The organism is Hoeflea marina, from assembly GCF_003182275.1.
GTDB classification, from domain to species: Bacteria; Pseudomonadota; Alphaproteobacteria; order Rhizobiales; family Rhizobiaceae; genus Hoeflea; species Hoeflea marina.
On sequence record NZ_QGTR01000001.1, the window covers coordinates 1,448,494 to 1,454,605 of the forward strand.

The window sequence follows — 6,112 nt, forward strand, 5'->3', positions numbered from 1 at the left end:
GCCGTCCCCGTCACAGCCCGGCCGCCTTGCGCCACAGCTCGAACACCTCGGCGCTGGAGAGCTCGGGCGTGTAGCCGAACCCGGTCTTCAGCGCCGAATTGTCCAGCACCGGCCGGTACTGCAGGAAGCGCACCTGCTCGGGTCCGTAGCGGGTCAGGCCCAAGGGTTTTGCGACCGCCAGCGCTGCCTTCAGCGCAGAGGCCGGCAGCCTGAGCACCGGCTTGCCGAGCGCCCGGGCGATCACGGTGACGCCGAGCGCGCCGTCGCCGGCGACATTGAAGATTCCCGGCGGTCCGTCGGTGGCCGCACGCCGGAGGATCCGCGCCAGATCCCGGGTCCAGATGAAGACGAAGGGACTTTCCGAGCCGCGCACGGCGAGAATGCGCGGCCGGTGGAAGAGCTGCGTGATCTGGTTTTCGAGCCCGGCGCCCAGCACCGTGCCGACGCGCAGCACCACCTGCTCCAGTGCCGGATGCTCGGCCCGCGCCTGCGCCAGCATCTCCTCGACCAGCCGCTTGTGATGCGCATAGGCGAATTCCGCGTTGCCGCGGATCGCGTCTGTTTCGCGCAGCGGCACCGGCTGGTCGGCATGGTAGCCGTAGGCGGCACCCGAGGAGGTGACGACGATGCGGCGCACCTTCGCGGCGATTGCGGCGTCCAGCACGTTGCGGGTGCCGGTGACGTCGACCGCATATTCGAACTCGCGGGTCGAGTTCCTGGGCGGCGTGACGATGGAGGCCAGATGCACGATCACCTCGGGCCGTTCGGTGCCGATCACCTCGGCCGCATCGCCGAAGCGGACATCGAGCTTCCGATACTGCGCGCCCTCGGGCAGGAAGGCCGGCATGCGGATGTCGCTCACAACGATCTCGTGGCCCGCGCCCTCGAGTTCGTGCAGCAGCGATTGCCCCACCGCCCCGGCGGCGCCGGTGATCAGGATCCTCGTCATCGCGCAGCCTCCGTCCGCGCCATCAGCGCCGCCAGCGCGATGCCGGAGACGGCGTGCCAGATGCCCCAGAAGGCAGCCACCACCGCCATGCCGCCGAGCCCGCCGAAGAAGCCGAAGATCAGCACCAGGCCGAGGCCGGAATTCTGGATGCCGGTCTCGATGGTGACCGCCCGCCGGTCGTATTCGCTCAAGCCCGCAAGCCGCGCCGTCAGGTAGCCGCCGCCCAGCGCCAGCCCGTTGTGGACAAACACCAGCAGCGCCACCGCGCCCGCATACTGCAGAAAGAAGCCCCAGTTCGCCATGAGCGCCAGCACGATGAAGGCGACGAAGATCGCCATCGACAGCCATTGCAGCGGCCTGCGCAGCTTCGCCGCCAGCTCAGGCCGGCGGGCATTGAGGAGAATGCCGAGCGCCAGCGGCAGGATCAGCATGAAGAACACGGTGACGGCGATCGACACCGGGTCGAGCGTGGTCGAGCGCAGGATCTCGCGCGTGGGTCCGTAGAGATTGCCCCAGAAGGCGATGTTGAGCGGCGTGATCAGCACCGCCGCCAGCGTCGCCACCCCGGTCATCGACACCGACAGCGCCGAATTGCCGCCGGCCCGGTGAGTGATGAAATTGGAGATGTTGCCGCCCGGACAGGCGGCCACCAGGATCAGCCCCAGCGCGATCGACGGCCGCGGCGCCAGCACCAGCAGCATCAGATAGGTGAGCACCGGCAGCACGATGAACTGCGAGACCAGCCCGGTCACGAGCGGCTTCGGCGCCCGCAGCAGCATCCGGAAATCGGAGAGCTTGAGGTCGAGCGCGATGGCGAACATCACCACCGCGAGAATTCCGTTGAGCAGCATCAGGCTCGACGGCGAGAAGTTGAGCCTGATGGCGTCGATATCGGTCATTTGATCGCCCCGCCCAGTCGTTTGATCCATTTGCCCACTGCGGCGCGATAGCTGGCCTTGTCGACATAATAGGCCATGCGCGGCAGCTTGAGATAGTTGACGCCGCCGGTCGCCCGCTCGAAGCCCCCGGCCTTCTCTGCCTTCAACGCCCGGGCGGCCGCCGTGTGCTGCGCCAGTCCCTTGATGTAGCGCGCCACCATCTCCGCCTGCTCGTGCCGACCCTGCCAGCCGAGACCCGAGGCCTCGACCATGCCGAGCACGAAAACATCGTCACGGTCGGGATGCATGCAGTTGAGATATAGCTCTGGCGCGTCGCCTTTCCAGTTGATCAGCGCCCTGTCGATGAACGGATAGTGCAGCCGGTAGCCGGTGGCGAGCAGCACCAGGTCGTAGTCGGCCTGCGAGCCGTCCCTGAAATGCACCCTAGTGCCGTCGAAGCGCTCGATGTCGGGACGCACCCGGATGTCGCCATGACCGGCATGGAACAGGATCAGCGAATTGACCACCGGATGGGATTCGTAGAGCTGGTAATCGGGCTTCGGAAACCCGTATTTCTGCGGATCGCCGACAAACCATTTGAGGATCATGCCGTCGATGCGGCGCTTGAGCCACATCGGCAGCCGGATCATCCCGCCCAGCGTATCGGCAGGCTTGCCGAAGATGTATTTCGGCACGAAATGGTAGCCGCGGCGCATCGAGATGTCGCAGCTCGCGCCGTGATGGATGGCGTCGACGGCAATGTCGCAGCCGGAATTGCCGGCGCCCACCACCAGCACCCGCTTGCCGGAAAACTGCGCCGGCTCGCGGTAGCGGCTCGAATGCAGCATCTCGCCGCTGAACTCGCCCTTGAAGGCAGGAATGTTGGGCTCCGACAGCGTGCCGTTGGCAATCAGCACGCCGGCGAACACCGATGCCTTCTCCCTGCCGTCGGCCTGCCGCCAGCTGACACGCCAGCCCTCGCCGTCGCCGCCGAGCGGCACGCAGCTCAGCACCTCAACGCCGAACTCGAAATGGTCGCTGATGCCGAAACGCTCATCGAAGGACTGGAAATAGCGCTTGAGCTCCCGGTGCGACGGATATTCGGCGACTGCCGCATCCATCGGAAAATCGGTGAACTCGGTCATCGTCTTCGACGAGATCAGATGCGCCGTCTCGTACATGGTCGATTTCGGGCCGTCGATGTCCCACAGCCCGCCGACGTCGGAATGCAGCTCGAAGCCCCGGAACGGGATGCCCTGCTCGATGAGCAGCTTGGCCATCGCCAGGCCCATCGGCCCCGCGCCGATCAGGGCATAGCGGCCACGGTCGCCGGGTCCTTCCGCCGGATAGGTCTGCATGTCCACTTGTCCCCTCCCAGGCACCGGCCGGTTCCACCTCGGCTTAATATTGTACGATCGTACAAAATAAGGCAAGGTGAGTCATGACCGATTTGTCCTCCCCCGCCCCGACCCGCGAGCGGCCCCGCCGCCGCGCCCCCTCGAGGCGCGCGCTCGCCACGAATGCCGCCATCCTCGACGCCGCCGAACGGCTGTTCGCCGAACGCGGTTATGAAGGCGCTTCGGTGCGCGACATCGCGTCGGCAGCCGGCGCGCAGATCGCCTCTGTCGGCTTCCATCACGGCAGCAAGGCGGAGCTGTTCAGCCGCGTCGTCGAACGCCGCGCGGCGCATCTGTCGGATCTGCGTCTCAAGGCGTTGACCGATCTCAGGGCCGCGCCCGCCCCGCCGACGCTGGGCGCCCTGCTCTCGGCCTTCCTGCGCCCCTATCTCGGTCTCGCCGGCGGAGGCGATCCGCAGTGGCTGGCCTATGCCAGGCTGGTGGCGATGGTCTCGGCGGATCAGCGCTGGCACGCGATTTCCGAGCGCTGTTTCGACCCGACGGTGGCGGAATTCCTGGCCGAGGTCGCAGCCCTCTTTCCGAAGGCCGAGCCGCGCGCGATCTCCACCGCCTTCGTCTTCTCCGTCGCCGCCATGCTGTCGCTGTCGACCTCGCAATGGCGCATCGAGGCGCTTGCCCCCCGCACAGGCAGTGGCGCGGGCGCGGCGCAAGGTGCCTCGATGGAGATCCTTGCCGACGACCTCGTCCGCTTCTGCGAGGCCGGAATGCGCGCGGCATTGGAAGGCTGATCAGTCCCCGGTCTGGTCCTCGAGATCGTGCCTGCGCCTGACCGAGCGCACCGTCAGGAAGGTGAAGATGATCGCCACCGGCACGAACAGTCCGGTCAGCGTGCCGGCCTTGACCGGCAGGCCGTGGCCTTCGAGCGCCTTGGCGAGATAGCCGAACAGGCCGACGATGTAGTAGGAGATCGCCGCCACCGACAGGCCCTCGACCGTCTGCTGCATCCTCAATTGCAGCTTCACCCGCCGGTTCATCGAACCCAGGAGCGCAGAGTTCTGCCGCTCCAGCTCGACATCGATCCAGCTGCGCAAGAGGCCGGTGGCGCGCGCCATCTTGCGCGACAGGTTGGCCTGCCGCTCCTCGATCGACTGGCAGGTGCGCATCGCCGGCGCCAGCCGCCGCTCCAGGAACGAGCCCAGCGTCTCGCGCCCCGGCACGCTCACCTCGGTCAGCGTCTGGATGCGCTCGCGCACGATGTCGTAATAGGCGCGGCTGGCGCCGAAGCGGTAGAGGCTGAGCGCCGCATTGGCCTCGAGTTCGGCCGCCAGCCGGGTGATCTCGGAGAGCAGTTCGTCGGCGGTCTCGCGCGCGCCTGTCTTCATCTTCTGGGTGATCGAGGTCAGCCCGTCCTCGATGCGCCGGATCTCCGGCGACAGCGTGCGCGCCAGCGACAGGCCGAGAGTGGCGAGCGTCCGGTAGGTCTCGATGTCGAGCAGCCGCTGCACCACCGCGCCGCGCCCGGCCTCGGTCATGCCCTTGTCGATGACGAGGATCCTGGTCAACCCATCGCCGTCCTGGCGCAGGTCGCTGACGATCACCGCCTGGCCGGTCTTGATCTCGGAGTAGCACAGGCTGGTCGCGTCGAACTGGCCGATGGCCGCGCGCGTCTCCTCGGAGTCCTCGCGGATCTCGAGCCGCACCCCGGAAATCAGGCTTCCGGGCGGGGAGAACTGGTCGCCGAAGGGGTGCATGTCCACCGCGTCGCCGAAATGCGCCGGTGCCGGGCAGTCCCAGAAATAGGTGGAGAATTCCGTGTGCCGCTCCCAGCGCAGCGTCCCCTGCCCCCAGGCCATGGAGAAATGGTTGGCCTCGCGGCCGGGCGGCGCCACCCCGCGCGAGCGCGCCAGTTCCGCCATCACCGCCGTGTCCACCACCGATCCGCCCTCGGTGAGGAAGGCGAGCTGGAAGATCACCCGCGACTTGCCGACCAGCGCATAGGGCCGCGAATGGATCTCGCCCAGCGCCTCGGCGCGCCCCGCCGCCTGCGGAAATGAAAACCTGCCCTTGGCCAAGCCTTGTCCCCCATGCCCGCGCTATTAGTACGAAGCAAGTGGGGCCGGCGCAAAGGCCAAAACGTCGCGGCAGGTCGCGATCTGGATTTTCGGCGATGGCCGGGCGCCGGCACCCCCTGCCCCTACCCTCAGGGGTACGAGATTCACACATTCGGAGGGCCACCCGTGCTGTACTGGTTGTGCTGAGCACGGCAACAGGTCCGGTCGGCGGGCGGCAACATCCTGTGTACAAATGCCCCAGGACTGGAGGATGGGAGACGGTCGGGCGCGATGGTTTTCCTCCCCCGCACTCGATGGCTGGCGCCATTGCGACCGCCAAAGTACCCCCACCCTCAATCCCTCCCCTCAAGGGGGAGGGAGGCTCTGCTCCGCGTGCGTGGCAGCATGCGGTCCAGCTTGGACAAGGCGGATCGACGGTCAATTGGCGGCAACGTAGCCTTGTCGCCCTCCCCCTTGAGGGGAGGGGTTAGGGGTGGGGGTATCACTGGTTGCACAAGCAGGAACTGGCCTTGGACTGCATCAAAAAACCGGAGAGGTATCTTCAGTTAAAAGGAAACAGAAATGCCGAAGCCGCGGAAGCGTTTCCCCGGCGCCGCCATGTGCCACCACACCGATGTGTGAATGCCGTAGCCCCCTATCCGAGCCGCAGCCGTGCCGCAACGCGCCAGTCCTCGATCGGGATCTCCTGGCCCGAGGCGGCCACGACGAGGCAATCGAAGCGGATCACCCGTCCTGCGCACCCCGCCACAAGGGGGGAGAATGGCATCGTGCGCGCGGCCCCACCCACGCCGAAAATCCGCGCGTGACTTTCGTCACCGACGGCCTGGGGCATTTCGCGTGCTTCCGACCAGAGGA

General features: G+C 67.0%; 6 protein-coding genes. 1 reads left to right on the forward strand and 5 read right to left on the reverse strand.

The window, feature by feature from the left end:
* Positions 1-10 precede the first annotated feature (10 nt).
* The 3 genes from DFR52_RS06490 to DFR52_RS06500 are packed head-to-tail and all read right to left on the reverse strand — an operon-like array spanning position 11 to position 3,185.
* Positions 11-949 (reverse strand): SDR family oxidoreductase, encoded by a 939-nt coding sequence (locus DFR52_RS06490; protein ID WP_110031025.1) that lies wholly within the window; start codon positions 947-949, stop codon positions 11-13.
* Positions 946-1,848: a bile acid:sodium symporter family protein gene (locus tag DFR52_RS06495; RefSeq protein ID WP_110031026.1), complete on the reverse strand. Its 903-nt coding sequence runs from the start codon at positions 1,846-1,848 to the stop codon at positions 946-948. The genes DFR52_RS06490 and DFR52_RS06495 overlap by 4 nt, the downstream gene beginning before the upstream one ends.
* Positions 1,845-3,185: a flavin-containing monooxygenase gene (locus DFR52_RS06500; protein ID WP_110031027.1), complete on the reverse strand. Its 1,341-nt coding sequence runs from the start codon at positions 3,183-3,185 to the stop codon at positions 1,845-1,847. Before DFR52_RS06500 ends, DFR52_RS06495 begins: the two co-directional genes overlap by 4 nt.
* A gap of 83 nt (positions 3,186-3,268) precedes the next feature.
* On the opposite strand from DFR52_RS06500, the gene DFR52_RS06505 reads away from it, so the two are divergent.
* Complete coding sequence (locus DFR52_RS06505; protein ID WP_110031028.1) at positions 3,269-3,973, forward strand: TetR/AcrR family transcriptional regulator; 705 nt, start codon at positions 3,269-3,271, stop codon at positions 3,971-3,973.
* On the opposite strand, the gene DFR52_RS06510 is transcribed toward DFR52_RS06505, so the two are convergent.
* Entirely contained in the window at positions 3,974-5,257 is a 1,284-nt protein-coding gene (locus DFR52_RS06510) for a DUF3422 family protein (RefSeq protein ID WP_110031029.1), read from the reverse strand.
* A 634-nt stretch (positions 5,258-5,891) separates the two neighbouring features.
* A partial coding sequence (locus DFR52_RS24675; RefSeq protein WP_210205772.1) for a hypothetical protein occupies positions 5,892-6,112 on the reverse strand: 221 nt, incomplete at its 5' end.